Origin of the sequence: Pseudomonas migulae, assembly GCF_024169315.1 — a bacterium.
Lineage (GTDB): Bacteria > Pseudomonadota > Gammaproteobacteria > Pseudomonadales > Pseudomonadaceae > Aquipseudomonas > Aquipseudomonas migulae_B.
Genome location: NZ_JALJWR010000001.1, coordinates 2,611,405 through 2,634,384 on the forward strand (window position 1 = coordinate 2,611,405; position 22,980 = coordinate 2,634,384).

23 protein-coding genes and 1 pseudogene are annotated in these 22,980 nt (G+C 58.5%); 16 read left to right on the plus strand and 8 right to left on the minus strand.

The annotated features are described in order from the left end of the window. Positions 1-57 precede the first annotated feature (57 nt). A complete protein-coding gene (locus tag J2Y86_RS11990) occupies positions 58-816 on the plus strand; it encodes an SDR family oxidoreductase (RefSeq protein WP_145318973.1) in 759 nt (252 codons plus the stop codon). A 127-nt stretch (positions 817-943) separates the two neighbouring features. Here J2Y86_RS11990 and apbC read toward each other — a convergent pair whose 3' ends face one another. Next, on the minus strand, positions 944-2,038 hold the full coding sequence (gene apbC, locus J2Y86_RS11995; RefSeq protein WP_253431358.1) for an iron-sulfur cluster carrier protein ApbC: 1,095 nt from the start codon (positions 2,036-2,038) through the stop codon (positions 944-946). Between the two features lie 371 nt (positions 2,039-2,409). Here apbC and metG point away from each other — a divergent pair, with 371 nt between their 5' ends. The 8 genes from metG (at position 2,410) to J2Y86_RS12035 (ending at position 9,414) form a co-directional block, all read left to right on the plus strand. Then, the gene (gene metG, locus J2Y86_RS12000; protein ID WP_253431373.1) at positions 2,410-4,461 is read left to right on the plus strand and encodes a methionine--tRNA ligase; all 2,052 of its coding nucleotides are present in this window, start codon (positions 2,410-2,412) and stop codon (positions 4,459-4,461) included. Positions 4,462-4,590: 129 nt separating this feature from the next. Then, positions 4,591-5,160: an Rnf-Nqr domain containing protein gene (locus J2Y86_RS12005; RefSeq protein ID WP_253431376.1), complete on the plus strand. Its 570-nt coding sequence runs from the start codon at positions 4,591-4,593 to the stop codon at positions 5,158-5,160. Continuing rightward, positions 5,157-6,377, plus strand: coding sequence for an electron transport complex subunit RsxB (gene rsxB / locus J2Y86_RS12010; protein ID WP_253431379.1), 1,221 nt, complete (start codon positions 5,157-5,159; stop codon positions 6,375-6,377). Before J2Y86_RS12005 ends, rsxB begins: the two co-directional genes overlap by 4 nt. Then, positions 6,364-7,353 carry an RnfABCDGE type electron transport complex subunit D gene (locus tag J2Y86_RS12015; protein WP_253431382.1) on the plus strand — a complete coding sequence of 330 codons (990 nt, stop codon included), beginning with the start codon at positions 6,364-6,366 and terminating at the stop codon, positions 7,351-7,353. The genes rsxB and J2Y86_RS12015 overlap by 14 nt, the downstream gene beginning before the upstream one ends. Then, positions 7,350-7,961 carry an RnfABCDGE type electron transport complex subunit G gene (locus tag J2Y86_RS12020; protein WP_253431385.1) on the plus strand — a complete coding sequence of 204 codons (612 nt, stop codon included), beginning with the start codon at positions 7,350-7,352 and terminating at the stop codon, positions 7,959-7,961. Before J2Y86_RS12015 ends, J2Y86_RS12020 begins: the two co-directional genes overlap by 4 nt. After that, positions 7,954-8,463: an Rnf-Nqr domain containing protein gene (locus tag J2Y86_RS12025; RefSeq protein ID WP_253431388.1), complete on the plus strand. Its 510-nt coding sequence runs from the start codon at positions 7,954-7,956 to the stop codon at positions 8,461-8,463. Before J2Y86_RS12020 ends, J2Y86_RS12025 begins: the two co-directional genes overlap by 8 nt. 25 nt (positions 8,464-8,488) lie before the next feature. Next, positions 8,489-9,127, plus strand: a complete 639-nt coding sequence (nth, locus tag J2Y86_RS12030) for an endonuclease III (RefSeq protein WP_253431391.1) — start codon at positions 8,489-8,491, stop codon at positions 9,125-9,127. Between the two features lie 107 nt (positions 9,128-9,234). Further along, on the plus strand, positions 9,235-9,414 hold the full coding sequence (locus tag J2Y86_RS12035) for a PA3496 family putative envelope integrity protein (protein WP_007898493.1): 180 nt from the start codon (positions 9,235-9,237) through the stop codon (positions 9,412-9,414). A gap of 89 nt (positions 9,415-9,503) precedes the next feature. Here the strand turns inward: J2Y86_RS12035 and J2Y86_RS12040 are convergent. Then, positions 9,504-10,129: pseudogene (locus J2Y86_RS12040) on the minus strand (response regulator). 484 nt (positions 10,130-10,613) lie between these two features. Between J2Y86_RS12040 and J2Y86_RS12045 the strand changes: the two are divergent. After that, positions 10,614-11,240, plus strand: coding sequence for a hypothetical protein (locus J2Y86_RS12045; protein WP_253431394.1), 627 nt, complete (start codon positions 10,614-10,616; stop codon positions 11,238-11,240). A gap of 152 nt (positions 11,241-11,392) precedes the next feature. Here J2Y86_RS12045 and J2Y86_RS12050 read toward each other — a convergent pair whose 3' ends face one another. Both J2Y86_RS12050 and J2Y86_RS12055 read right to left on the minus strand, forming a co-directional pair. Next, positions 11,393-12,610, minus strand: coding sequence for an argininosuccinate synthase (locus tag J2Y86_RS12050; protein WP_007898502.1), 1,218 nt, complete (start codon positions 12,608-12,610; stop codon positions 11,393-11,395). Between the two features lie 129 nt (positions 12,611-12,739). Next, on the minus strand, positions 12,740-13,648 hold the full coding sequence (locus tag J2Y86_RS12055) for a flagellar protein MotY (protein WP_253431397.1): 909 nt from the start codon (positions 13,646-13,648) through the stop codon (positions 12,740-12,742). A gap of 159 nt (positions 13,649-13,807) precedes the next feature. Between J2Y86_RS12055 and pyrC the strand changes: the two genes are divergently transcribed. Next, positions 13,808-14,854 (plus strand): dihydroorotase, encoded by a 1,047-nt coding sequence (pyrC, locus tag J2Y86_RS12060; RefSeq protein WP_253431400.1) that lies wholly within the window; start codon positions 13,808-13,810, stop codon positions 14,852-14,854. Continuing rightward, a complete protein-coding gene (gene rnt / locus J2Y86_RS12065; RefSeq protein ID WP_253431404.1) occupies positions 14,851-15,528 on the plus strand; it encodes a ribonuclease T in 678 nt (225 codons plus the stop codon). Before pyrC ends, rnt begins: the two co-directional genes overlap by 4 nt. A 75-nt stretch (positions 15,529-15,603) precedes the next feature. Here the strand turns inward: rnt and J2Y86_RS12070 are convergent, their stop codons facing one another. Continuing rightward, a complete protein-coding gene (locus J2Y86_RS12070; RefSeq protein WP_064679479.1) occupies positions 15,604-16,206 on the minus strand; it encodes a peroxiredoxin in 603 nt (200 codons plus the stop codon). A gap of 313 nt (positions 16,207-16,519) precedes the next feature. Here J2Y86_RS12070 and J2Y86_RS12075 point away from each other — a divergent pair, with 313 nt between their 5' ends. Then, positions 16,520-16,738: a bacterioferritin-associated ferredoxin gene (locus J2Y86_RS12075; RefSeq protein ID WP_008032160.1), complete on the plus strand. Its 219-nt coding sequence runs from the start codon at positions 16,520-16,522 to the stop codon at positions 16,736-16,738. A 199-nt stretch (positions 16,739-16,937) separates the two neighbouring features. Further along, positions 16,938-17,411 carry a bacterioferritin gene (gene bfr, locus J2Y86_RS12080; protein WP_010457685.1) on the plus strand — a complete coding sequence of 158 codons (474 nt, stop codon included), beginning with the start codon at positions 16,938-16,940 and terminating at the stop codon, positions 17,409-17,411. Positions 17,412-17,572: 161 nt separating this feature from the next. Here bfr and grxD read toward each other — a convergent pair whose 3' ends face one another. The 3 genes from grxD to J2Y86_RS12095 all read right to left on the minus strand — a co-directional run bounded on the left by grxD (position 17,573) and on the right by J2Y86_RS12095 (position 20,542). Next, positions 17,573-17,914 carry a Grx4 family monothiol glutaredoxin gene (gene grxD, locus J2Y86_RS12085; protein WP_016773402.1) on the minus strand — a complete coding sequence of 114 codons (342 nt, stop codon included), beginning with the start codon at positions 17,912-17,914 and terminating at the stop codon, positions 17,573-17,575. A gap of 97 nt (positions 17,915-18,011) precedes the next feature. Next, positions 18,012-20,117 carry a molybdopterin oxidoreductase family protein gene (locus tag J2Y86_RS12090; protein WP_253431407.1) on the minus strand — a complete coding sequence of 702 codons (2,106 nt, stop codon included), beginning with the start codon at positions 20,115-20,117 and terminating at the stop codon, positions 18,012-18,014. 134 nt (positions 20,118-20,251) lie between these two features. Next, positions 20,252-20,542, minus strand: coding sequence for a hypothetical protein (locus J2Y86_RS12095; protein ID WP_253431410.1), 291 nt, complete (start codon positions 20,540-20,542; stop codon positions 20,252-20,254). A gap of 405 nt (positions 20,543-20,947) precedes the next feature. Here J2Y86_RS12095 and argF point away from each other — a divergent pair, with 405 nt between their 5' ends. Together argF and J2Y86_RS12105 are read left to right on the plus strand one after the other, a co-directional pair. Then, positions 20,948-21,868, plus strand: coding sequence for an ornithine carbamoyltransferase (gene argF / locus J2Y86_RS12100; RefSeq protein ID WP_031319095.1), 921 nt, complete (start codon positions 20,948-20,950; stop codon positions 21,866-21,868). Beyond that, a complete protein-coding gene (locus J2Y86_RS12105; RefSeq protein WP_253431413.1) occupies positions 21,865-22,974 on the plus strand; it encodes an ABC transporter ATP-binding protein in 1,110 nt (369 codons plus the stop codon). Before argF ends, J2Y86_RS12105 begins: the two co-directional genes overlap by 4 nt. The last annotated feature ends 6 nt before the right edge of the window (positions 22,975-22,980 follow it).

Sequence of the window (22,980 nt, forward strand, 5' to 3'; positions counted from 1 at the left end):
CAGATCGAGAGGCTCTCTTGAAGGAAGACCACTCCAACCTGCTACCGGGGCATGCGAATGCAACTCACTGACAAAGTAATCATTATCACGGGCGGTTGCCAGGGTTTAGGCCGTTCGATGGCCGAGTATTTCGCCGGCAAAGGCGCGAAGCTTGCGCTGGTTGACCTGAACCAGGAAAAGCTCGACGACACCGTTGCCGCGTGCAAGGCCAAGGGTGTCGAGGCCCGCGCCTACCTGTGCAACGTCGCCAATGAAGAGCAGGTGACGCACATGGTCGCCCAGGTGGCCGAAGATTTCGGCGCGATCCATGGCCTGATCAACAACGCCGGGATCCTGCGCGACGGCCTGCTGCTCAAGGTCAAGGACGGCGAAATGACCAAGATGAGCCTGGCCCAGTGGCAGGCGGTCATCGATGTCAACCTGACAGGCGTGTTCCTGTGCACCCGTGAAGTCGCGGCGAAAATGGTCGAGCTGAACAACAGCGGCGCGATCATCAATATCTCCTCGATCTCTCGCGCCGGCAACGTCGGCCAGACCAACTATTCCGCCGCCAAGGCCGGTGTCGCGGCGGCGACCGTGACCTGGGCGAAAGAACTGGCACGCTATGGCATCCGCGTCGCGGGTATTGCGCCTGGCTTTATCGAAACCGAGATGACCTTGGGCATGAAGCCTGAAGCACTGGAGAAAATGACGTCCGGGATTCCGCTCAAGCGCATGGGCAAGCCGGAAGAGATCGCCCATTCGGCGGCGTACATTTTCGAGAATGACTACTACACCGGCCGGATTCTGGAGATGGATGGCGGGTTGCGGATCTAAGCAACACCCAAAACAACTGTGGGAGCGGGCTTGCTCGCGAATGCGGTGTGTCACTCAACAGATTAGTTGGCTGATCTACCGCATTCGCGAGCAAGCCCGCTCCCACATTTAACCGTATTTCAGATCATCAATCGTCGCTGATGGTGATGTTCGGCATTGCCGGCGATACCGCTTCCTGCAACACAATCCGCGCGCCGACATGGCGGGCGAGTTCCTGGTAGACCAGCGCGATCGGGCTGTCCGGCTCGGCGATCACCGTTGGCTTGCCGCCGTCGGCCTGTTCGCGAATGGCCATTGCCAGCGGCAACGAAGCCAGCAGTTCAACGCCATATTGATTGGCCAGCTTCACTCCCCCGCCCTCACCGAACAGATGCTCGGCATGCCCGCAGTTCGAGCAGATGTGCACGGCCATGTTTTCCACCACGCCCAGCACCGGGATGTTGACCTTGCGGAACATCTCCACGCCTTTGCGCGCGTCCAGCAGCGCCAGGTCTTGCGGGGTGGTGACAATGACCGCGCCGGCGACAGGGACTTTCTGCGCCAGGGTCAGCTGGATGTCGCCGGTGCCTGGCGGCATGTCGATGACCAGATAATCCAGGTCGCCCCAGGCGGTTTGTGTCACCAGTTGCAACAGCGCGCCGGAAACCATCGGCCCACGCCAGACCATCGGCGTGTTGTCGTCGGTCAGGAACGCCATCGACATCACTTCGACGCCATGGGACTCGATCGGCACAAACCACTTCTGATCCTTGACCTTTGGTCGGGTGCCTTCGGGAATGCCGAACATGATGCCCTGGCTCGGACCGTAAATGTCCGCGTCGAGGATCCCGACCTTGGCGCCTTCGCGGGCCAGGGCCAGCGCGAGGTTGGCGGCGGTGGTGGATTTGCCCACGCCGCCTTTGCCGGAGGCCACGGCGACAACATTCTTGACGTTGGCCAGGCCCGGAATCTGTGCCTGAGCCTTGTGCGCGGCGATCACGCTGGTGATCTCTACCCGGGCACTGGTGACGCCGTCGAGGCCTTCGATGGCCATTTGCAGCATCTGTGCCCAGCCACTTTTAAACAGACCGGCGGCGTAACCCAACTCCAGCTGGACGCTGACGCGATCAGCCTGGATGTCGATGTTGCGCACGCACCCGGCGGTGACCGGGTCCTGGTTCAGGTAAGGGTCGGTGTACTGGCGAAGGACGGCTTCCACCGCTGCGCGATTGACGGCGCTCATGGGCAACTCCGATAGCAAGACTGGAAAATCAGGCGGGTATCCTAACCGTTCTAGATCATGGACGGCATGTCCGCCGAAGATTTGTGGCAACCACATCCCTGTGGCGCGGGGGCTTGCCTGTGGCGAGGGGATTTATCCCCGTTCGGCTGCGCAGCAGTCGTAAATCCAGCGCACTCGGTTTACTGGATGTACCGTGATGGCAAATTCATGGGGCGGCTTCGCCACCCAACGGGGATCAATCCCCTCGCCACAGACAAATCACCACGCCACAGCACTGTTGTGCCAACAAGCCCTCGGCCCCCTCGGGGGTGAAAAATATGCGCCGGCGCTTTATAGTGGCCGACCTCCGTTTCATCAAGTAGCCGAGCCCCATGTCCGAGCCACGCAAGATCCTCGTCACCAGCGCCCTGCCCTATGCCAATGGTTCGATCCATCTTGGCCACATGCTGGAATACATCCAGACCGATATGTGGGTGCGCTTCCAGAAGCACCGCGGCAATCAATGCATCTATGTCTGCGCCGACGACGCCCACGGTTCGGCCATCATGCTGCGCGCGGAAAAGGAAGGCATCACCCCGGAACAACTGATCGCCAACGTCCAGGCTGAACACAGCGCCGACTTTGCCGAGTTCCTGGTGGACTTCGACAACTTCCACTCCACTCACGCCGAAGAAAACCGTGAGCTGTCGAGCCAGATCTACCTGAAGCTGCGCGACGCCGGGCACATCGCCCAGCGCTCGATCACTCAGTACTTCGACCCGGAAAAGAAAATGTTCCTGGCCGACCGCTTCATCAAGGGCACCTGCCCGAAATGCGGCACTGAAGACCAGTACGGCGACAACTGCGAAAAATGCGGTGCAACCTATGCACCGACCGACCTGAAGGATCCGAAGTCGGCGATCTCCGGCGCCACCCCGGTGCTCAAGGATTCCCAGCACTTCTTCTTCAAGTTGCCGGACTTCCAGGAAATGCTGCAAGCCTGGACCCGCAGCGGCACCCTGCAAGACGCCGTCGCCAACAAGATCGCCGAATGGCTGGATGCCGGCCTGCAACAGTGGGACATCTCCCGCGATGCGCCGTACTTCGGTTTCGAAATCCCAGGCGAGCCAGGCAAATACTTCTACGTCTGGCTGGACGCGCCGATCGGCTACATGGCCAGCTTCAAGAACCTCTGCAACCGTACGCCGGAGCTGGATTTCGATGCGTTCTGGGGCAAGGATTCCACCGCCGAGCTGTATCACTTCATCGGCAAGGACATCGTCAACTTCCACGCCCTGTTCTGGCCAGCGATGCTCGAAGGCGCCGGTTTCCGTAAACCGACCGGCATCAACGTGCACGGCTACCTGACCGTCAACGGCCAGAAAATGTCCAAGTCCCGTGGCACCTTCATCAAGGCCCGGACCTACCTCGATCACCTGTCGCCGGAATACCTGCGTTATTACTACGCGGCCAAACTGGGCCGTGGCGTCGACGACCTCGACCTGAACCTCGAAGACTTCGTGCAGAAGGTCAACTCCGACCTCGTCGGCAAAGTCGTCAACATCGCCAGCCGCTGTGCCGGTTTCATCCACAAAGGCAACGCCGGTGTGCTGGTGGCGGGTAACGCCGCACCGGAACTGACCGAAGCCTTCCTCGCCGCAGCGCCGAGTATCGCCGAGGCCTACGAGGCTCGCGACTTCGCCCGTGCCATGCGCGAGATCATGGGCCTGGCCGACCGCGCCAACGCGTGGATCGCTGACAAGGCACCGTGGTCGCTGAACAAACAGGAAGGCAAGCACGATGAAGTCCAGGCCATCTGCGCCCTGGGCATCAACCTGTTCCGCCAGTTGGTGATTTTCCTCAAGCCCGTCCTTCCGCTGCTGGCCGCCGATGCCGAGGCGTTCCTGAACGTCGCGCCGCTGACCTGGGACGACCACGCGACCTTGCTCAGCAACCATCAGCTGAACGAGTTCAAACCGTTGATGACCCGTATCGACCCGGTGAAAGTGCAAGCCATGACCGATGCTTCGAAAGAAGACCTGACCGCCAGCCAGACCGACACCGGCGAAGCGGCACCTGCCGGCAACGGCGAACTGGCCAAGGATCCGCTGTCGCCGGAGATCGAGTTCGATGCGTTTGCTGCGATCGACCTGCGCGTCGCCCTGATCGTCAAGGCCGAACACGTGGAAGGTGCCGACAAGCTGTTGCGCCTGACCCTGGACATCGGTGACGAGCAACGCAACGTGTTCTCCGGGATCAAGAGCGCTTATCCGGACCCGTCCAAGCTCGATGGTCGCCTGACCATGATGATCGCCAACCTCAAGCCACGGAAAATGAAGTTCGGCATCTCCGAAGGCATGGTGATGGCGGCCGGTCCTGGCGGTGAAGAAATCTACCTGCTCAGCCCCGACAGCGGCGCCAAGCCGGGTCAACGCATCAAGTAAGGTTCTGCGGTAAAACGATCCCACAGTCGTGCCCGGCGCGACTGTGGGATTTTCATATCTGGCCCACCCTCCTTCCTTGCCGGATAATGCCTAACCTTGTCAGACAGGCTTTCTTTTTCCGGCACGATCATGACCGAGATTGTACTTACGCTTATCAGTGCTGCCCTGATCAACAACTTCGTGTTGCACTGGCCGCTGGGCGTCGATCCGCTACTGAGCGCAGAGCGTCGTCAGGTGCATGCACTGGGCATCGCGACGACGTGCCTGATGCTGATCGTCGGCATGCTCGGTCATGTGCTCTACCACTGGCTGCTGGTGCCGCTGGGGTTGAGTTCGCTCGGCCTGTTCGTGTTTTTACCCCTGAGCATTTTGCTGATCGCGCCGCTGCTGACGCTGCTGCCGAAGCTGTTTTCAACGCTTTCGTTCGAAGGGCTCTGGCCATTGCTGCTCGGCAATGCCGGCGTCCTGGGTCTGGCGCTGATCAACGTGCAGGACGACAAGGGATTTTTCCACGCTACGGCCTTGAGCCTCGGCGCCGGGTTGGGTTTCTGGCTGGTGCTGAGTCTGTTCTGCGACTTGCGCCAGCGCACTCTCGATAACGATATTCCCCTGCCCTTTCGCGGCCTGCCGATCGACCTGATCGGCGCCGGTTTGATTGCAGTGGCTTTTCTCGGATTCAGTGGACTGATCAAAACATGAGTCTGATTCAACGCATCGACGCCCTGTTGCCGCAGACCCAGTGCGGCAAGTGTGGCCACCCCGGATGCAAGCCGTACGCCGAGGGCATTGCCAGCGGCGAGCCGATCAACAAATGCCCGCCCGGTGGCAGCGAAACCATCTCGGCGCTGGCCGATTTGCTGAAAGTACCGGTGCTGGAACTGGACGTCAGCCGCGGTTCGGCACCGGCGCAAATCGCCTACATCCGCGAGGCCGAGTGCATTGGTTGCACCAAATGCATTCAAGCGTGCCCGGTAGATGCCATCGTCGGCGCGGCGAAATTGATGCACACGGTGATCATCGACGAATGCACCGGCTGCGACCTCTGCGTGGCGCCCTGCCCGGTGGATTGCATCGAGATGCATCCGTTGCCGCTGGCCACGGTGCTGCCGATTGTCGGTGGCCTGGCGTTCAGCCTTGAGGAACAACAGGCGCGTACCGCCAAACGCAATCACGCACGGCGCCGCTTTGAGCAGCGCAATGCGCGTTTGCGTAGGGAAGAAGAACAGAAACTCGCCGAGCGCCAGGCCCGGGCACATCGCGCGGCGCAACACACTGAAGTGACGACGCTCGACCCGGTTCAGGCCGCGCTGGAAAGGGTCCGTGCGCAGAAAGCGGCGAATGCCGATGCGGCGGTGAAGAAAGCCAAGATCGATCTGGCGATGAGCCGCGCGCAATTGAACAAATCGCTCAAGGCGTTCGGCCATCCGCCGACCTTCGAACAGCAATCGCAACTGATTGTCCTGCAACAGCAGTTCGAAGCGTCGGAACAAGCCCTGGCGCAGCTGGAAAGCAGCACACCGCCAGTCGCTGCCGCTGCACCCACTGCGCCAGTGAAGGACGCCGAGCTGAAACGGGCGAAAATTCAGCTGGCCATGCGCCGCGCCGAACTCAAGAAAGCCCAGGCCAGCGAGGCGCCCGCCGAGCAGATCGAAGCCTTGGAACGCGCACTCGGCGACGCCGAAAAAGCCCTCCACACCGCCGAGGCTGCGAGCGAACAACCTTTACCTGACCTGGCGCGTGTTGAAAAACGCCCCATCGACAACCAGCTTCGCCAACTGAAAACCGAATTGGCCTACGCTCGCGCCGACGTCAGCAAACTCGAACGACGCACCGACACACCCGCCGAGCAGATGACCAAGGCGCGCGCCCGCCTACAGGAAGCCGAGCGTCAGGTGGATGCCTATGTCGCCCCTTGAATCGGTCGACGAGCGCCTGCAGCAGGCCATGAAGCTGGTGTTGCTGGCCACCGTGCCGGGCATGCTGGTGCTGTTCTGGTTGTATGGCTGGGGTGTACTGATCAACCTGATTCTGGCCGGCGTTACTGCGCTGGCCGTTGAAGCGGTAGTGCTGCGGCTGCGCAAACGTGAGCTCAAACCGACCTTGAGCGACGGCAGCGCGCTGGTCAGTGCGACATTGCTGGCCCTGGCCTTGCCGCCGTATTGCCCGTGGTGGCTGACGGTCTGTGCCGCAGCGTTCGCGCTGTCCGGCAAACAGTTGTATGGCGGAGTCGGAAAAAATCCGTTCAACCCGGCGATGCTCGGTTTTGCCCTGGTACTGGTGGCGTTTCCCCAGCAGATGACCCATTGGCCATCGTCCCACGGCATGAACCTGCTCGGCGGTTTGCAGCAAGTGTTCGGTTTCAGCCTCAGCCAGACCCCGGATGCCTGGGTCCAGGCCACGGCGCTGGACAGCTTGAGAATCAATAAAAGCCTGACCATGGACGAACTCTTCGCCGGCAATCCGGCCTTCGGCCACTTCGGCGCGCGCGGCGTGGAATGGGTCAACCTGGCCTTTCTGGCGGGCGGCGTGTTTCTGCTGCAACGGCGGGTGTTCAGCTGGCATGCGCCGGTGGGCATGCTTGCCAGCCTGTTCGTTATCAGCCTGCTGTGCTGGAACGGGTCGGGGTCCGATTCCCATGGCTCGCCACTGTTCCATCTGCTCACCGGCGCGAGCATGCTGGGTGCGTTCTTTATCGTCACGGAACCGGTGTCGGGCGCCAAAAGCCCTGGCGGACGGCTGATGTTCGGCGCGGGCGTGGGACTGCTGACTTACCTGATTCGTACCTGGGGCGGTTATCCGGACGGCGTGGCGTTTGCGGTGTTGCTGATGAACCTCTGCGTGCCGGCGCTGGATCGATTTGTTGCGTCGAGACAGGAGCGTGCTGCGCCATGAGCCGAGCGTCGAGCGTGGTGATTCTGGTCGTGCTGGCAGGCCTGGGGATTGGCGCGACTTACCTTGTTCAGCAGAGCAGCGCGCCACGCATTGCGAGCGAACAGCGCCTGATCGACAGCCGCAACCTGCTGGACCTGCTGCCCGCCGACAGCTACGACAATCAACCACTCGAACAACCGTTGCGCCTCGACGATACGGGATTGACCAACAGCACATTGCAAGGCGGCTACCTGGCGACCAAGGCTGGCCTACCCAGCGTCGTTTTGTTGCGCAGTCAGGTATTGGGTTATGCGGGCAGTATCGACTTGTTGATCGCCATTGGTGCAAACGGCAAGTTGGTGGGGGTCAAAACCCTCAAGCAATCCGAGACGCCAGGGCTGGGTGCGCGAATCGCCGACTGGCCGAATGCCTGGCTCAACGACTTTGCCGGCAAGTCCCGAAGCGAACCGGCCGACAGTGGCTGGGCGTTGAAAAAGGATCAGGGCCAGTTCGATCAGATCGCAGGGGCGACCATAACTTCAAGAGCCGTGATCAACGCCGTCCACGACGCCTTGCGCTACTTCGATGAACATCGGCAACAGTTGATCGGGAGCAGTCCCCTTGAATAAGTCATCGACGCTGCAGAACTCGCTGATGCTCGCACCGCTGATTGGCGCTACCGACTCATGGATGACCGCGCTGGGCCTGTGGTTGATGTTCATTGTGGTGATCAGTGCCTATGGCGTCGGCATGGCAGCCCTGCGACCACGACTTGTTCCGTCTGCCCGATTGATCGCAGGCATTTTGCTGGCTGCCACGCTGACCAGTTGCGCGGAAATCGCCGCTCAAATCTGGTCACTCAAATGGCATCAGCAGGTGGGCATCTATGCCGGACTGATCGCCCTGCAATGTGTCGTTCTTGACCACACGGGCTTCTTCCAGAGCACATTGCGTGACCGTCTTCGCCTCTGTGGCCTGTTCGGCGCGCTGATGGTGGGCTTGGGCCTGCTGCGCGAACTCATCGGCAATGGAGGCCTGCACCTGGCCACTCTGGCTCCCGGTGGATTCATTCTGTTGGGCTTGGTGATCGCTGCCTGGCAGGCCTGGTTCCGCCCGAATCCCTCACACTGATCGCTTTCGAGGAAACGCACTGCCCATGAATGCTGCAAAACGTCTGGAAATTTTCCGCAGGCTGCATGAAGACAACCCGGAACCGAAGACCGAACTGGCCTACTCCTCGCCTTTCGAATTGTTGATCTCCGTGATTCTCTCAGCGCAATCGACCGATGTCGGCGTCAACAAGGCCACCGCCAGGCTCTACCCGGTGGCCAATACGCCGCAGGCGATTTATGCGTTGGGCGTCGAGGGGTTATCGGAATACATCAAGACGATCGGCCTGTTCAACAGCAAGGCGAAAAACGTGATCGAGACCTGTCGCTTGCTGGTGGAACGACATGGAGGCGAAGTACCACAGACCCGCGAAGAGCTGGAAGCGCTACCCGGCGTTGGCCGAAAAACCGCCAACGTGGTGCTCAACACAGCCTTTCGCCAACTGACCATGGCCGTGGATACCCACATTTTTCGGGTCAGTAACCGGACCGGCATTGCGCCGGGTAAAAACGTGGTCGAGGTCGAGAAAAAACTGATGAAGTTTGTACCCAAGGATTACCTGCTCGATTCCCACCACTGGCTGATTCTTCACGGACGTTATGTCTGCCTGGCCCGCAAGCCCCGTTGCGGCAGCTGCCGGATCGAAGACCTGTGCGAATACAAGCACAAGACTTCGGACGATTGAGGCGCTATTAGGTTTTTTGATTTATCGATTGAAAAAATCTTTTTTACCCGCAGAGAGATTGTCGCTATAAGGAGCGCCAAAGGCAGTCTTAGCCTGGAGTTAACCTTATGAGCACTGGCAAAGAGCAATTGGACGTAGAAGACGACTTCACACCCGTTGAGGCCGATGACGCTGAACCGGTGGTTGAAGTGGCAAAGACCAACCTGAGCAAACGCCGCACGATCGACAACCTGCTGGAGGAGCGCCGACTGCAAAAACAGTTGGCCGATTACGATTTTGACCTATGACACCTGAAAGCCTCCCGAAACGGAGGCTTTTTTTATGTGCGAAACCTCGAAAACGCCCATTCACCAAGTCCCGTGAAGCGCTGGTGCACTCACACCAGCCCATTGCGTTGAGCCAGTTCGATCAAGTCCACCAGGGATCGCGCATTGAGCTTCAACAACAGGCGAGTCTTGTAAGTACTGACGGTTTTATTGCTGAGGAACATTCCATCGGCAATTTCCTTATTGGTCTTGCCTCGGGCCAGCTGTTGCAAAACCATCATCTCCCGCCCCGACAGACGATCCACCATATCGGCTTCACTGGCATTCCCAGACTGGAACGCACTGTATGCAAGGCTTGATTGGGAAAGTAACTGTAGCCTGACAGTACAGCCTTTATTGCACTGAGCAATTCAGTGAGATCCTGTTGTTTGCAAACATATCCGGCAGCACCAGACTGCATGCAACGCATCGAAAAATGTCCAGGCGCCTGTGAAGTCAATATCAGTACTTTCATTGGCATTGCTGCCGAGACCAGACGCGCAATGACTTCCAGTCCATCCAGCTTCGGTATGCCGATATCCAGAATGACAATATCCGGCATATGTTCACGAGCCAGTTGTAATGCATCTACGCCATTATCTGTTTCTGCAATGACTTCGTAGCCATGACGCTCCATCAGCATACGTACCGCAAGACGAATGACGGGGTGATCATCCACGATCAGCACTTTATTCATGGGCAAGTCCAATTTTCGCTGTTCGAATTTTTAGAGCCCGCACAATAGCCTAGTCATTTCATCCATGGCACGCCGCCTCTCCCGGCCACCTACACCGAGAGACATTCCCTACAAACAATACGGAATAATCTTACAAGAATTCTTCGAGAACAGCGTGCCGGAAACTTTATTTGCTTTATGACATCCCCGCCATCAACAATTTTTTTGTATCAATTTACAAAAATAAAACCGGAATAATAAATCGATATCGGCAACCCGACGAACCCTGTAGTTGAGCTACCCTTGATGAGAATCCGCATTTCAGCGCTTGCGCGCCCCTTGCAAACACCACACACAAAACCTTACAGCAAAAACCTCCCAACAACTTAACCAGGACAAAACAGATATAGGCCAATTATAAATTCACCGCTAATATAAAGATCGCAACATCAAACTATTACCCATTAACCCAATGAGAAAAGATAAACTTATATGAGTGCAAAACATGATAAGACTCAAACAAAGAATCACCAACCCCATGACAGTCATCGCTATATTCGCAACACTGTCTGAAACATCGGCAGCCATCTCCCTGCCTTTCCTTGACGATGAGGAACGAGAACTCTATGTCTGGTTTCTGATCAGTTTCCCTTTTTATTTGCTTCTACTGTTTTTTGCCACACTCAACTTCAATTATCGATCGCTCTATGCGCCGTCCGATTTTGAGAAAGGAAAACACTTCATAAAAGTCATGGACAATGCCGAGCGTCCGGATATTGCTCAAGGCACGCCAGGCGAGAACAGCCAGCGGGAAAATCTCTCGACCCAGCATCACATCGAATTGCCGGAGCGACTGAAGGACCTGCACATCATTGATGCAAGGTGGATGAACAGAAAAATAGAATTCCGCGAGCTTCTGGAGAGGATTCGTTTACCCAAAGGCGATTCGGCGCAAGCGGTGGTGTTTCTCATCACTGCCGAATCAGAGCATTTACTGAAAGAAAACGCGCTCAAGTTTTTCAGGCACGTAAAGAAACGCAACGGCGCACCGTTTTGCATCGCTTACAACCTGAGCTCACATGACGTGACGGTCATTGATCAACTCGCCAGGCTGACACACAGAGGTCAGTAGCGTTTTACGATCGACAGGAGAGAAGCAGGCAGGAATGGAGCTTACGAAACAAGAAGAAAGATGAATCGCAATGTCTGAAAGAAAAACCCCTATTTCCAGATTTGTGGCCTTGTCGAAACAAGGCCACAAATTCCATCAAGGCGTCAGCATTTTCAGAAAAGCTTCCGGCCTTTGTTCGCCGCAATGCGCATGCGCAGGGCGTTCAGCTTGATGAAGCCAGCTGCATCCGCCTGGTTGTAGGCGCCGCCGTCTTCTTCAAATGTCGCAATGTTGGCGTCGAACAACGATTCGTCGGACTTGCGGCCAGTGACGATCACGTTGCCCTTGTACAGCTTCAGGCGCACAACGCCATTCACGTGTGCCTGGGAAGCATCGATCATCTGTTGCAGCATCAGACGCTCAGGACTCCACCAGTAACCGGTGTAGATCAGGCTGGCGTATTTAGGCATCAACTCGTCTTTGAGGTGAGCCACTTCGCGGTCCAGGGTGATCGATTCGATCGCACGGTGAGCGCGCAGCATGATGGTGCCGCCTGGGGTTTCGTAGCAGCCACGGGACTTCATGCCCACGTAACGGTTCTCGACGATGTCGAGACGGCCGATACCGTGTTCGCCACCGATACGGTTCAGGGTCGCCAGCACGGTGGCCGGGGTCATTTCGACGCCGTCCAGTGCGACGATGTCGCCGTTGCGGTAGGTCAGTTCCAGGTATTGCGCTTTATCTGGAGCCTTCTCCGGGGAGACGGTCCATTTCCACATGTCTTCTTCGTGCTCGGTCCAGGTGTCTTCCAGCACGCCGCCTTCATAGGAGATGTGCAGCAGGTTGGCATCCATCGAGTACGGGGATTTTTTCTTGCCGTGACGCTCGATCGGGATGTTGTGCTTTTCAGCGTAATCCATCAGCTTTTCACGGGACAGCAGGTCCCATTCGCGCCACGGTGCAATCACTTTCACACCTGGCTTCAGGGCGTAGGCGCCCAGTTCGAAACGAACCTGGTCGTTGCCTTTGCCGGTGGCGCCGTGGGAAATGGCGTCAGCGCCGGTTTCGTTGGCGATTTCGATCAGGCGCTTGGCGATCAACGGACGAGCGATGGAAGTACCCAGCAGGTACTCGCCTTCGTAAACGGTGTTGGCGCGGAACATCGGGAAAACGAAATCACGCACGAATTCTTCGCGCAGATCGTCGATGTAGATCTCTTTCACGCCCATGGCCTGAGCCTTGGCACGTGCAGGTTCGACCTCTTCGCCCTGACCCAGGTCAGCGGTGAAGGTCACGACTTCACAGTTATAAGTATCCTGCAGCCACTTGAGGATCACCGAAGTGTCCAGGCCGCCGGAATACGCCAGAACGACCTTGTTTACGTCCGCCATGCCATCACTCCACGGGGTTCTACGGAAAGCCGGGAAGTCTACCGCTCATACGGAATAATTTACAGTGGCGCGACAGCTTATGACGACGAAGCGACAGATTATGTCGAGCGAGCGACGATGACAGCCGGTTCAGGAGGTCTTCGCAGCGCTCGCCGAGGCTGTTGATTGAGGCGCCGGCTGTTCGGTGGGCGCAACCCGTGCGAGGTGCACGTTGACCCGACGGTTCTTCGCCCGATTGGCCGCATTGGTGTTGGGCGCCAACGGATAGCGTTCGCCGTGGAAGCGCACGGTAATCTGCGATTCCTGAACACCGTTGGCCTTGAAGAATTCCATGACCGCCAAGGCCCGACGCCGCGACAGATCACGATTGGTCAGGCGGTTGCCATTGTTGTCGGAGTGGCCGTCGAGCTCGATGTGATTGACCGTCGGGTCGGCCTTCATGAATTCCAGCATCACCTGCAGCTGAGCCTTGGCCTGCGCGTCGAGATCCAGGCCGTCGCCGGGAAAGCCGATCTGCGTTTGTTTGACCTGCTCGAAATTCTTCGGCAGCAGTTTCGCCACGCAGCCCTGATATTCGTTGAACGCCTTGCTGAACTTGACCGGTAACAGCCGCACTTCCGACACCCGGCCATCGCCCGAACGATGTCGAACCACCGGGCTGCGCCCATCCATCAGGCCACTGATCAAGCGCCCGGCCTGAACCTGCGAACTGTTGAACAGCACGTTGCCGCTGCCGATCTGTACGGAACCGAGATTGATGTCGCCACGCCCCGGCTGCCAGGGTGCAGCAGCCGCCAACAAGGTCGCCGAGCCGCCGCCAACCATCGAGTTGTAGGCTTTCAGACGAAACGTCGCCTGCTCGCCGGCGCGACGCACGAACTCACCCGAACCGAAATCGGTGATCGGTTGAGTCAGGCGACACTCGAACTTGTCCCCTTCGACCGTCCACTCGATGCTCTCCAGACGGGTCTGGAAAGTGAGCGCCATCGCGGGAAGGCTGGCAAACACACTGAGCAAGGCTAAATAACGCTGGCGCACGGGAGGCTCCACTGGCTTCTACAACAAAAAGACCGACACACACATGTTTACGGCATACCTGTTGGATATCGGAAGCTTCCCGCAAAACTTGATAGCGAGTGCCTGAGAGAGTCTTTTCCGGTAGCATTCCCCTGAGTTTGACCCGCCTGGAATCCCCTCATGTCCGACCGCCTGACCCTGCTGCGTCCCGACGACTGGCACATTCATCTTCGCGATGGTGCCGTGTTGACCAATACCGTTGCGGATGTCGCGCGCACCTTTGGTCGCGCCATCATCATGCCCAACCTGGTACCTCCGGTGCGCAACGCCGCTGAAGCCGACGGCTATCGCCAGCGGATTCTCGCTGCACGCCCGGCCGGCAGTCGTTTCGAACCGTTGATGGTGCTTTACCTGACCGACCGCACCCAGCCCGAAGAAATTCGTGAGGCCAAGGCCAGCGGTTTCGTGTACGCCGCCAAATTGTACCCGGCCGGTGCGACCACCAACTCGGACTCTGGCGTCACCAGCATCGACAAGATTTTCCCTGCGCTCGAGGCCATGGCCGAAGTCGGGATGCCTTTGTTGATTCATGGTGAAGTAACCCGTGGCGATGTCGACGTGTTCGACCGCGAAAAAATCTTCATCGATGAGCACATGCGTCGTGTGGTCGAGCGTTTCCCGACGCTCAAAGTGGTGTTCGAACACATCACCACCGCGGACGCCGTGCAGTTCGTCAACGAGGCTTCGGCTAACGTTGGCGCGACCATCACCGCCCATCACCTCTTGTACAACCGCAACCACATGCTGGTCGGCGGGATTCGGCCGCATTTCTACTGCCTGCCGATTCTCAAGCGCAACACCCACCAGGAAGCCCTGCTCGACGCCGCCACCAGCGGCAGCGCCAAGTTCTTCCTCGGCACAGACTCGGCGCCGCACGCCCAGCACGCCAAGGAAGCCGCTTGCGGTTGTGCCGGTTGCTACACCGCTTATGCGGCGATCGAGATGTACGCCGAAGCGTTCGAACAGCGTAACGCGCTGGACAAGCTCGAAGCCTTCGCCAGCCTGAATGGCCCGCGCTTCTATGGCTTGCCGGTGAACACCGATCGCATCACCCTGGTCCGCGACGAGTGGACCGCCCCAACCAGCCTGCCATTTGGCGAGCTGACCGTAATCCCGCTGCGCGCCGGTGAAAAACTGCGCTGGCGCCTGCTGGAGGAACACGCGTGAGTGAAGACCATTTCGACGACGAACAGGACGGTCAAGGCGGCGGAGGTGGTCCACGCCACCCGATGGCAGCTCGATTCCGTGGATACCTGCCAGTCGTTGTCGACGTTGAAACCGGTGGTTTCAACTCTGCCACTGACGCTTTGCTGGAAATAGCCGCTACCACCATTGCCATGGACGAGAAGGGTTTTGTATACCCGGATCACACCTACTTCTTCCGCGTCGAGCCTTTTGAAGGCGCCAACATCGAAGCGGCCGCGCTGGAGTTCACCGGGATCAAACTCGATCACCCGCTGCGCATGGCAGTGAGTGAAGAAGCGGCGCTGACCGATATCTTCCGTGGCATCCGCAAGGCGCTGAAAGCCAACGGCTGCAAGCGGGCGATCCTGGTCGGGCACAACAGCAGTTTCGATCTGGGCTTCCTGAACGCGGCGGTTGCGCGTCTGGCCATGAAGCGCAACCCGTTCCATCCATTCTCCAGTTTCGACACGGCCACCCTCGCCGGCCTGGCCTACGGCCAAACCGTGCTGGCGAAGGCCTGTCAGGCCGCCGACATCGACTTCGACGGCCGCGAGGCCCACTCGGCTCGCTACGACACCGAGAAGACGGCTGAGCTGTTCTGCGGCATCGTCAATCGCTGGAAACAAATGGGCGGCTGGGAAGACTACAACGACTGATCCAAGCCCTCGGGTTTATCCCGCCCATAAAAAAACCGGCCTCAATGGCCGGTTTTTTTATGCCTCGAACGCGCCTTACAGGGCAGCAGCGTTCTCGGTCAGGTAAGCCGCGACGCCTTCGGTCGAAGCGGTCATGCCTTTGTCGCCTTTTTTCCAGTTGGCAGGGCAGACTTCGCCGTGCTCTTCGTGGAATTGCAGAGCGTCGACCAGACGGATCAGCTCTTCGATGTTACGGCCCAGCGGCAGGTCGTTGATGATCTGCGAGCGGACAACGCCTTTGTCGTCGATCAGGAACGCGCCACGGAAAGCCACGCCGCCTTCGGACTCAACGTCGTAGGCCTTGGCGATTTCGTGTTTCAGGTCGGCAGCCATGGTGTAGCGGACTTCGCCGATACCGCCATTGTTGACCGGGGTGTTGCGCCATGCGTTGTGAGTGAAGTGCGAGTCGATCGAAACGGCGATCACTTCAACGTTGCGTGCCTTGAAGTCGGACATGCGGTTGTCCAGAGCGATCAGCTCGGACGGGCAAACGAAGGTGAAGTCCAGTGGGTAGAAAAACACCAGGCCGTATTTGCCTTTGATGGCCGACGACAGGGTGAAGCTGTCAACGATTTCGCCATTGCCGAGTACGGCCGGTACGGTGAAGTCAGGGGCTTGCTTGCCTACGAGTACGCTCATTGAATATCTCCTGGTGTAAAAACGTGAAGTTCCGGATGGGCGCCAGCCTGCCACCCTCAGGCGACAGCCCTGTGACACCCACCCGCTTCATAAGGACCGGCCATCATACACTGCGTTTTTGAGCTGTCCTCAACGGTTTTTCGCCGACACCTGAAATTGCCGTCGTCGCGATTACTGGCAGATTGCCCAGTAGAAACCGTTCGTCAGCCATGCTCGCTTATAACGCAAAGCTTTCAGAAACCACTTTGACAATCATTCTCGTTAACATTAAGATCCATCGCAATTGAGTCACAACCAGCGACGGTTTTCACTTATGTATGTCTGCCTCTGCACTGGCGTCACCGACGGACAAATCCGCGAAGCAATCTATGAAGGATGCTGCAGCTACAAGGAAGTCCGCCAGGCTACCGGCGTAGCGAGCCAATGTGGCAAATGCGCCTGCCTTGCCAAGGAAGTGGTGCGTGAAACACTGACCAAATTGCAAACAGCCCAGGCTGCAATTCCTTTCCCTGTAGAATTTACTGCCGCGTAAATACCCCATTCCAAAGAACCGGACTTCATGTCCGGTTTTTTTATGCCTGAAAATCAATTGGTTACGCGCTAGACGCGGAACACAAACATTCTTATTCCGATTAATTTTCACTTAAGTTTCAATAACTTAGGTTTGACACTCTTAGTTGTGCGGCTCAAACTCTGGTTTATAGACAGCTATTACAGGGCAGGACCCCATCATGAAAGGCGACATTACAGTCATCCAGCATCTCAACAAGATCCTTGCCAATGAACTGGTCGCGATCAATCAGTATTTCCTGCATGCGCGCATGTATGAAGATTGGGGTCTGAACAAGCTTGGCAAGCACGAATACCACGAGTCCATCGACGAGATGAAACACGCGGACAAGCTGATCAAGCGCATCCTGTTCCTGGAAGGGCTGCCGAACGTGCAGGACCTGGGCAAGCTGCAGATCGGCGAGCACACCCAGGAAATGCTTGAGTGCGACCTGCGTATCGAAAAAACCGGTCATGCCGACCTCAAGGTTGCCATCGCTCATTGCGAAACCGTTGGCGACTTCGGTAGCCGTGAACTGCTCGAAGACATTCTTGAATCCGAAGAAGAACATATCGACTGGCTGGAAACCCAACTGGGCCTGATCGATAAAATCGGTCTTGAGAACTATCTGCAATCGCAGATGGGTGAAGAGTAATTAGCGCCCGCTAAACTCGAGACAATAAAAAGCCCCGCTCTCTTTTAAAGAGGCGGGGCTTTTTTATGCCTGCTCTCGTAGGAGCGAAGCTTGCTCGCGAAAGCGGTGTGTCAGGCACTACGCCTTCGCGGGCAAGCCTCGCTCCTGCAGGAGGAACCGAATCAGGCTTCGGATTTGTTGGCAGCAGCCGCTTCAACAGCCGCCTTGATGGTGCTTTGCAGCGAACCGTCTGCAGCCATCTCGGTCATGATGTCGCTACCGCCGACCAGCTCACCACCGACCCACAGTTGCGGGAAAGTCGGCCAGTTGGCGTATTTTGGCAGGTTGGCGCGGATTTCCGGGTTCTGCAGGATGTCCACGTACGCAAACTTTTCGCCACATGCCATCACGGCCTGCGCGGCTTTCGCGGAGAAGCCACACTGCGGGGCATTCGGCGAACCTTTCATGTAAAGCAGAATGGTGTTGTTAGCAATCTGCTCTTTAATCGTTTCGATGATATCCATGAAGCACCTCGGCTGAACTTTCCGACTCAAGGGTCGGCACGGTGGCGCATTGTAACGGAAACCCGAGCGCCATGCTCGGTCTCCCCGACAGACTCAATCAAGCCGCCGCCACAGTCACCGGCACACCGTTCAACGCCGCATTCCCCGACAACTCATCGAGTTGACACTCGTCCGTCAGGTCATTCGCGCTGGACCCCGGCTGGCCGCTGGCAATCGTCATCTGCACACCCGGCCGCGCATGGCCCCAACCGTGAGGAAGGCTGACCACACCTTTCATCATATCCAGGCTCGCGACCACTTCAACTTCGATCACGCCGACCCGTGAACTGACCCGCACTCGCTGACCATCGCCAAGCCCTCGGCTGGCCAGGTCGTCAGGATGCATCAACAGTTGATGGCGCGGTTTGCCCTTCACCAGACGATGGTAATTGTGCATCCACGAGTTATTGCTGCGTACGTGGCGGCGGCCGATCATCAGCAACTCGTCGGCACCGGGTGCTTGCAACGAAGCGAAGCGCGCCAGGTCAGCGAGAATCGCAGCGGGCGCTGCCTGAACGCGCTGGTTAGCGGTTTTAAGCCGCGGAGCCAGGTTGGATTTCAGCGCCCCCAGATCGACGCCATGCGGCTGATCAAACAGCGTCGCCAGCGACAGCTTGTGTGCCGAGGCATCGCCATATAGCCCCATTCGCAAACCACGGTCGATCATCTGCGCAGGGGGAATCGTCGGTTTCAGTTCCTTGCCGGTTTTCGCGGCAAAGGCCTTGGCCAGCCCGACGAAAATTTCCCAGTCGTGCAGCGCGCCTTCCGGTTTGGCCAGGATCGCACGGTTGAACCGAGTGACGTTACGCACCGCGAACATGTTGAAGGTAGTGTCGTAGTGATCGTTTTCCAGGGCCGATGTCGACGGCAGGATCAGATCGGCATAGCGCGTGGTTTCGTTGATGTACAGGTCGATACTGACCATGAATTCCAACCCGTCCAGCGCCTGTTCCAGTTGCCGGCCATTGGGCGTCGACAGGACCGGATTGCCCGCCACGGTGATCATCGCGCGGACCTGCCCTTCCCCTTCGGTGAGCATCTCTTCGGCCAGCGCCGACACCGGCAACTCGCCGCCATATTCCGGACGCCCGGACACGCGGCTCTGCCACAGGTTGAAATGCCCACCCGAAGTGGACGCCACCAGGTCCACCGCCGGCTCGGTGCACAACGCGCCGCCCACGCGGTCGAGGTTGCCGGTGACCAGATTGATCAGTTGCACCACCCAATGGCACAACGTACCGAACGCCTGGGTCGAGACGCCCATTCGGCCGTAGCAGACCGCAGTCGGTGCAGCCGCGAAATCCCGCGCCAGTTGGCGAATTTGCTCGGCCGGCACAGCACACAGCGGGCTCATGGCCTCGGCAGTGAAACCCGCGACGGCTTCACGCACCTCATCCAGACCATCTACCGGCAGATGGCTGTCGCGGGTCAGGCCTTCCGCGAACAAGGTATTGAGCAGCCCGAACAACAACGCCGCATCGCCACCAGGACGCACGAACAGATGCTGGTCGGCAATCGCCGCCGTCTCGCTGCGTCGCGGGTCGACCACCACTACTTTGCCGCCCCGGGCCTGAATCGCCTTCAGGCGCTTTTCCACATCCGGCACGGTCATGATGCTGCCGTTGGAGGCCAGCGGGTTGCCGCCGAGGATCAACATGAAATCGGTGTGATCGATGTCCGGGATCGGCAACAGCAACCCGTGGCCGTACATCAAATGGCTGGTCAGGTGATGTGGTAACTGATCGACCGACGTCGCGGAAAAACGGTTGCGGGTTTTCAACAGGCCGAGAAAGTAATTGCTGTGGGTCATCAGCCCGTAGTTGTGCACGCTGGGGTTGCCTTGATAAACCGCCACCGCGTTCTGCCCGTGCCGTGCCTGGATATCGGCCAGGCGTTCGGCGACCAGGTTGAAGGCGTCTTCCCACTCGATTGGCTGCCATTCGCTGCCGACCCGCAGCATCGGCTGACGCAGGCGGTCCGGGTCGTTTTGAATATCTTGCAGGGCGACAGCCTTGGGGCAGATGTGCCCGCGACTGAACGTATCCTGGGCGTCGCCCTTGATCGAGGTGATCTGCACCTTGCCATCGGCCTCGGTGGTCTCGATGGTCAGGCCGCAAATGGCTTCACACAGGTGGCAGGCACGGTGATGGAGAGTCTTGGTCATGGCCAGTCTCTGTTTTGTTCTGGGCGGGCAATATCGGCCGCGGGATCAAAACTATGGCCTGCGCTCCGCCGCTGCGCCAGCGACGTTCGTCTTGTGAATCGGCGACCATCAGGCCAGCCGATGGCCGACAGGGGTCAGTTCGGCGGCAGCCTCGCCGGCGCCTGCAACTGGATCTCCTGAACGGTTTCGATCTGCTCGTGGGCGACATGCACGCCGGTGAGTTCGCCGATCAGTCGCCAGTGCTCGTCGAGACCTGCGCTGATGGTGGCCATGCGATCGATCATCCGCCGGCCAGCCGCCTTGGTCACCTCGTCGTTGCTTCGCAAAAGCTCGAAGGACATCGAGGTCATGGAAGCCGTGAGATGCGTCAGTGAGCGGGCCGTGAGGCCGAGCAGTTCCATGAGTTGCTGTTCTTTCGATTCCATTCCGAAGGCTTCCTGCGTCATTCGTGACTTAGTTATAACCCAGCGCATTGCATTAGCAAGTGTTTCAGACGAGGCACATTGCCATCTGACGCCCAGAATACCGCATCAGAAACCGACCACCAGTAAACCATGCCCGCCCCGCTTGATTGCAAAGCCCCGCGAGCCCAGTGTACAAATGACGGGCTGCTGTCAGGAAACCGGCTTCAAATGCGCTACTGCGGTCACCCCGTAGCCCCTCTGAAATCCCCTAAACACCGTAGCCTATTGGAAAAACGCGACATTTAATGTCAAGATCGCGCCTTCCCTATTTCGTCGCCCCGTGCGGCTTACGCCGCAGGTCTCGCCCGTTTTTCAATTAAACAAGGCTTTGAGTATCTGCGGTCTGTTGCAAAAAGGTAGTCAATGATGAGCGCAAGGCACTTTCTCTCCCTGATGGATTGCACGCCCGAAGAGCTGGTCAGCGTGATCCGTCGAGGCGTTGAGCTCAAAGACCTGCGTAACCGCGGCGTACTGTTCGAGCCCCTGAAAAACCGCGTGCTCGGGATGATTTTCGAGAAGTCCTCGACCCGCACCCGTATCTCGTTCGAGGCCGGCATGATCCAGCTCGGCGGCCAGGCCATCTTCCTGTCGCCGCGCGACACCCAGCTGGGCCGTGGCGAGCCGATCGGCGACGCCGCCATTGTCATGTCGAGCATGCTCGATGCGGTGATGATCCGTACGTTTTCCCACAGCACCCTGACCGAATTCGCTGCCAATTCGCGCGTCCCGCTGATCAACGGCCTGTCCGATGATCTGCACCCGTGCCAGTTGCTGGCCGACATGCAGACCTTCCTCGAACATCGCGGCTCGATCCAGGGCAAAACCGTGGCCTGGATCGGCGATGGCAACAACATGTGCAACAGCTATATAGAAGCGGCGATCCAGTTCGACTTCCAGCTGCGCATCGCGTGCCCTGAAGGCTATGAGCCCAACCCTGAATTCGTGGCCAAGGCCGGCGACCGGGTGACCATCGTTCGCGATCCGAAGGATGCCGTGCGTGGCGCGCATCTGGTGAGCACCGACGTCTGGACCTCCATGGGCCAGGAAGAAGAAACCGCCAAGCGCTTGAAGCTGTTCTCGCCGTTCCAGGTCAATCGCGCGTTGCTGGATCTGGCCGCCGAGGACGTGCTGTTCATGCATTGCCTGCCCGCCCACCGTGGCGAAGAGATCAGCCTCGACCTGCTCGATGACCCGCGCTCCGTCGCCTGGGATCAAGCGGAAAACCGTCTCCACGCACAAAAGGCCCTGCTCGAGTTTCTCGTCGAGCCGGCGTATCACCACGCATGAGCCAGCCACTACTGCTGAACCTGCGCAACCTCGCCTGCGGTTATCAAGACCAGCGTGTTGTGCAAAACCTGAACCTGCATTTGAACGCCGGCGACATCGGTTGCCTGCTCGGCTCTTCAGGCTGCGGCAAAACCACGACCCTGCGGGCGATTGCCGGTTTTGAACCGGTCCACGAAGGTGAAATCACCCTGGCAGGCGAGACCATCTCCAGTGCCGGTTTCACTCTTGCCCCGGAGAAGCGCCGGATCGGCATGGTGTTCCAGGATTACGCCCTGTTTCCGCATTTGAGCGTGGCCGAGAACATCGCGTTCGGGATTCGCAAGCACCCGCAAAAGGATCGCGTCACCGAAGAGCTGCTGGAACTGGTCAACCTGAAAAACCTCGGCAAACGTTTCCCGCACGAGCTTTCCGGTGGTCAGCAGCAGCGTGTCGCATTGGCCCGCGCCCTGGCGCCGGAACCGCAATTGCTACTGCTGGATGAACCATTTTCCAATCTCGACGGCGAACTGCGACGCAAGCTCAGCCACGAAGTGCGCGACATCCTCAAGGCCCGTGGCACCAGTGCGATTCTGGTGACTCACGACCAGGAAGAAGCCTTTGCGGTCAGCGATCATGTGGGCGTGTTCAAGGAGGGTCGTCTGGAACAGTGGGACACGCCCTACAACCTGTATCACGAACCGCTGACGCCGTATGTGGCCAGTTTCATTGGTCAGGGTTACTTCATTCGCGGTCAGTTGAGCAGCCCGGAATCGGTGCAGACCGAGCTGGGTCAATTGCGCGGCAATCGTGCCTACACCTGGCCGGTTGGTGGTGCGGTGGATGTGCTGTTGCGCCCGGACGATATCGTTTATGCGCCGGACAGCGATTTGAAGGCACGGATTGTCGGCAAGTCGTTCCAGGGGGCGTCGACGCTGTATCGGTTGCAGTTGCCGACAGGCGCGCAGCTTGAGTCGATCTTCCCAAGCCACGCGGATCATCTGGTGGGCGCAGAAGTTGGCATTCGTGTGTCGGCGGATCATCTGGTGTTGTTCCAGGCATCCGGCAGCATGGCGGCGCAGATTCCGGCGATGGACTCCGGTGTCCGGCGCTACAGCACTGCCAGCTGATACACC

Excerpts from the sequence above, each read along its gene's own strand:
- nth (WP_253431391.1), top strand. The coding sequence starts at position 8,489 with ATGAATGCTGCAAAACGTCTGGAAATTTTCCGCAGGCTGCATGAAGAC.
- J2Y86_RS12045 (WP_253431394.1), top strand. The coding sequence starts at position 10,614 with ATGATAAGACTCAAACAAAGAATCACCAACCCCATGACAGTCATCGCT.
- J2Y86_RS12075 (WP_008032160.1), top strand. The coding sequence starts at position 16,520 with ATGTATGTCTGCCTCTGCACTGGCGTCACCGACGGACAAATCCGCGAA.
- J2Y86_RS12020 (WP_253431385.1), top strand. The coding sequence starts at position 7,350 with ATGAGCCGAGCGTCGAGCGTGGTGATTCTGGTCGTGCTGGCAGGCCTG.
- J2Y86_RS12050 (WP_007898502.1), bottom strand. The coding sequence starts at position 12,610 with ATGGCGGACGTAAACAAGGTCGTTCTGGCGTATTCCGGCGGCCTGGAC.
- J2Y86_RS12005 (WP_253431376.1), top strand. The coding sequence starts at position 4,591 with ATGACCGAGATTGTACTTACGCTTATCAGTGCTGCCCTGATCAACAAC.
- J2Y86_RS12105 (WP_253431413.1), top strand. The coding sequence starts at position 21,865 with ATGAGCCAGCCACTACTGCTGAACCTGCGCAACCTCGCCTGCGGTTAT.
- J2Y86_RS12015 (WP_253431382.1), top strand. The coding sequence starts at position 6,364 with ATGTCGCCCCTTGAATCGGTCGACGAGCGCCTGCAGCAGGCCATGAAG.
- grxD (WP_016773402.1), bottom strand. The coding sequence starts at position 17,914 with ATGGATATCATCGAAACGATTAAAGAGCAGATTGCTAACAACACCATT.
- J2Y86_RS12035 (WP_007898493.1), top strand. The coding sequence starts at position 9,235 with ATGAGCACTGGCAAAGAGCAATTGGACGTAGAAGACGACTTCACACCC.
- argF (WP_031319095.1), top strand. The coding sequence starts at position 20,948 with ATGAGCGCAAGGCACTTTCTCTCCCTGATGGATTGCACGCCCGAAGAG.
- bfr (WP_010457685.1), top strand. The coding sequence starts at position 16,938 with ATGAAAGGCGACATTACAGTCATCCAGCATCTCAACAAGATCCTTGCC.
- pyrC (WP_253431400.1), top strand. The coding sequence starts at position 13,808 with ATGTCCGACCGCCTGACCCTGCTGCGTCCCGACGACTGGCACATTCAT.
- rsxB (WP_253431379.1), top strand. The coding sequence starts at position 5,157 with ATGAGTCTGATTCAACGCATCGACGCCCTGTTGCCGCAGACCCAGTGC.
- J2Y86_RS12090 (WP_253431407.1), bottom strand. The coding sequence starts at position 20,117 with ATGACCAAGACTCTCCATCACCGTGCCTGCCACCTGTGTGAAGCCATT.
- J2Y86_RS12095 (WP_253431410.1), bottom strand. The coding sequence starts at position 20,542 with ATGGAATCGAAAGAACAGCAACTCATGGAACTGCTCGGCCTCACGGCC.
- J2Y86_RS11990 (WP_145318973.1), top strand. The coding sequence starts at position 58 with ATGCAACTCACTGACAAAGTAATCATTATCACGGGCGGTTGCCAGGGT.
- J2Y86_RS12070 (WP_064679479.1), bottom strand. The coding sequence starts at position 16,206 with ATGAGCGTACTCGTAGGCAAGCAAGCCCCTGACTTCACCGTACCGGCC.
- apbC (WP_253431358.1), bottom strand. The coding sequence starts at position 2,038 with ATGAGCGCCGTCAATCGCGCAGCGGTGGAAGCCGTCCTTCGCCAGTAC.
- metG (WP_253431373.1), top strand. The coding sequence starts at position 2,410 with ATGTCCGAGCCACGCAAGATCCTCGTCACCAGCGCCCTGCCCTATGCC.